The organism is Streptomyces sp. NPDC088725 (genome assembly GCF_044751305.1).
Lineage (GTDB): Bacteria > Actinomycetota > Actinomycetes > Streptomycetales > Streptomycetaceae > Streptomyces.
The window spans coordinates 1,751-4,447 of the sequence record NZ_JBIVLO010000024.1; the positions used below are offsets into that span (position 1 = coordinate 1,751).

The following is a 2,697-nucleotide window of genomic DNA, read 5'->3' on the forward strand; positions in this document are numbered from 1 at the left end:
CCACCCAAGTAGCACGGGGCCCGAGAAATCCCGTGTGAATCTGGCGGGACCACCCGCTAAGCCTAAATATTCCCTGGTGACCGATAGCGGATAGTACCGTGAGGGAATGGTGAAAAGTACCGCGGGAGCGGAGTGAAATAGTACCTGAAACCGTGTGCCTACAAGCCGTGGGAGCGTCGCTGTATGTGCTTGCACATACAGTCGTGACTGCGTGCCTTTTGAAGAATGAGCCTGCGAGTTTGCGGTGTGTTGCGAGGTTAACCCGTGTGGGGAAGCCGTAGCGAAAGCGAGTCCGAATAGGGCGATTTAGTAGCGCGCTCAAGACCCGAAGCGGAGTGATCTAGCCATGGGCAGGTTGAAGCGGCTGTAAGAGGTCGTGGAGGACCGAACCCACCAGGGTTGAAAACCTGGGGGATGACCTGTGGTTAGGGGTGAAAGGCCAATCAAACTCCGTGATAGCTGGTTCTCCCCGAAATGCATTTAGGTGCAGCGTCGTGTGTTTCTTACCGGAGGTAGAGCACTGGATAGGCGATGGGCCCTACCGGGTTACTGACCTTAGCCAAACTCCGAATGCCGGTAAGTGAGAGCGCGGCAGTGAGACTGTGGGGGATAAGCTCCATGGTCGAGAGGGAAACAGCCCAGAGCATCGACTAAGGCCCCTAAGCGTACGCTAAGTGGGAAAGGATGTGGAGTCGCAGAGACAACCAGGAGGTTGGCTTAGAAGCAGCCATCCTTGAAAGAGTGCGTAATAGCTCACTGGTCAAGTGATTCCGCGCCGACAATGTAGCGGGGCTCAAGCGTACCGCCGAAGTCGTGTCATTGCAGTACATACCCCCAACGGGGACTGTGATGGGTAGGGGAGCGTCGTGTGCCGGGTGAAGCCGCCGCGGAAGCGAGTGGTGGACGGTTCACGAGTGAGAATGCAGGCATGAGTAGCGATACACACGTGGGAAACGTGTGCGCCGATTGACTAAGGGTTCCTGGGTCAAGCTGATCTGCCCAGGGTAAGTCGGGACCTAAGGCGAGGCCGACAGGCGTAGTCGATGGATAACCGGTTGATATTCCGGTACCCGCTTTGAAACGCCCAATACTGAATCCATTAATGCTAAGGCCGTGAAGCCGCCCTGATCTCTTCGGAGTTGAGGGGAGTGGTGGAGCCGCTGATCCAAGGTGGTAGTAGGTAAGCGATGGGGTGACGCAGGAAGGTAGTCCAGCCCGGGCGGTGGTTGTCCCGGGGTAAGGGTGTAGGACGCACGGTAGGTAAATCCGTCGTGCATGTGTCTGAGACCTGATGCCGAGCCGATTGTGGTGAAGTGGATGATCCTATGCTGTCGAGAAAAGCCTCTAGCGAGTTTCATGGCGGCCCGTACCCTAAACCGACTCAGGTGGTCAGGTAGAGAATACCGAGGCGTTCGGGTGAACTATGGTTAAGGAACTCGGCAAAATGCCCCCGTAACTTCGGGAGAAGGGGGGCCATTCTGGGTGATCACTTTTTCGGTGTGAGCTTGGGGTGGCCGCAGAGACCAGCGAGAAGCGACTGTTTACTAAAAACACAGGTCCGTGCGAAGCCGTAAGGCGATGTATACGGACTGACGCCTGCCCGGTGCTGGAACGTTAAGGGGACCGGTTAGTCACATTTCGGTGTGGCGAAGCTGAGAACTTAAGCGCCAGTAAACGGCGGTGGTAACTATAACCATCCTAAGGTAGCGAAATTCCTTGTCGGGTAAGTTCCGACCTGCACGAATGGCGTAACGACTTCTCGACTGTCTCAACCATAGGCCCGGTGAAATTGCACTACGAGTAAAGATGCTCGTTTCGCGCAGCAGGACGGAAAGACCCCGGGACCTTTACTATAGTTTGATATTGGTGTTCGGTTCGGCTTGTGTAGGATAGGTGGGAGACTGTGAAGCTTGGACGCCAGTTCAGGTGGAGTCGTCGTTGAAATACCACTCTGGTCGTGCTGGATGTCTAACCTGGGTCCGTGATCCGGATCAGGGACAGTGTCTGATGGGTAGTTTAACTGGGGCGGTTGCCTCCTAAAGAGTAACGGAGGCGCCCAAAGGTTCCCTCAGCCTGGTTGGTAATCAGGTGTTGAGTGTAAGTGCACAAGGGAGCTTGACTGTGAGACCGACGGGTCGAGCAGGGACGAAAGTCGGGACTAGTGATCCGGCGGTGGCTTGTGGAAGCGCCGTCGCTCAACGGATAAAAGGTACCCCGGGGATAACAGGCTGATCTTCCCCAAGAGTCCATATCGACGGGATGGTTTGGCACCTCGATGTCGGCTCGTCGCATCCTGGGGCTGGAGTCGGTCCCAAGGGTTGGGCTGTTCGCCCATTAAAGCGGTACGCGAGCTGGGTTTAGAACGTCGTGAGACAGTTCGGTCCCTATCCGCTGTGCGCGTAGGAGTTTTGAGAAGGGCTGTCCCTAGTACGAGAGGACCGGGACGGACGAACCTCTGGTGTGCCAGTTGTCCTGCCAAGGGCATGGCTGGTTGGCTACGTTCGGGAGGGATAACCGCTGAAAGCATCTAAGCGGGAAGCCTGCTTCGAGATGAGAACTCCCACCTCCTTTGAGGGGTTAAGGCTCCCAGTAGACGACTGGGTTGATAGGCCAGATGTGGAAGACCGGTAACGGTTGAAGCTGACTGGTACTAATAGGCCGAGGGCTTGTCCTCAGTTGCTCGCGTCCACTGTGTTG

General features: G+C 56.2%; 1 other annotated feature (running past one end of the window).

Annotated elements, in window-relative coordinates:
* Positions 1-2,675 (forward strand) — a sequence feature (mutual gap in cmsearch alignment for this rRNA model is longer than 100) (it extends 198 nt beyond the left edge of the window).
* The last annotated feature ends 22 nt before the right edge of the window (positions 2,676-2,697 follow it).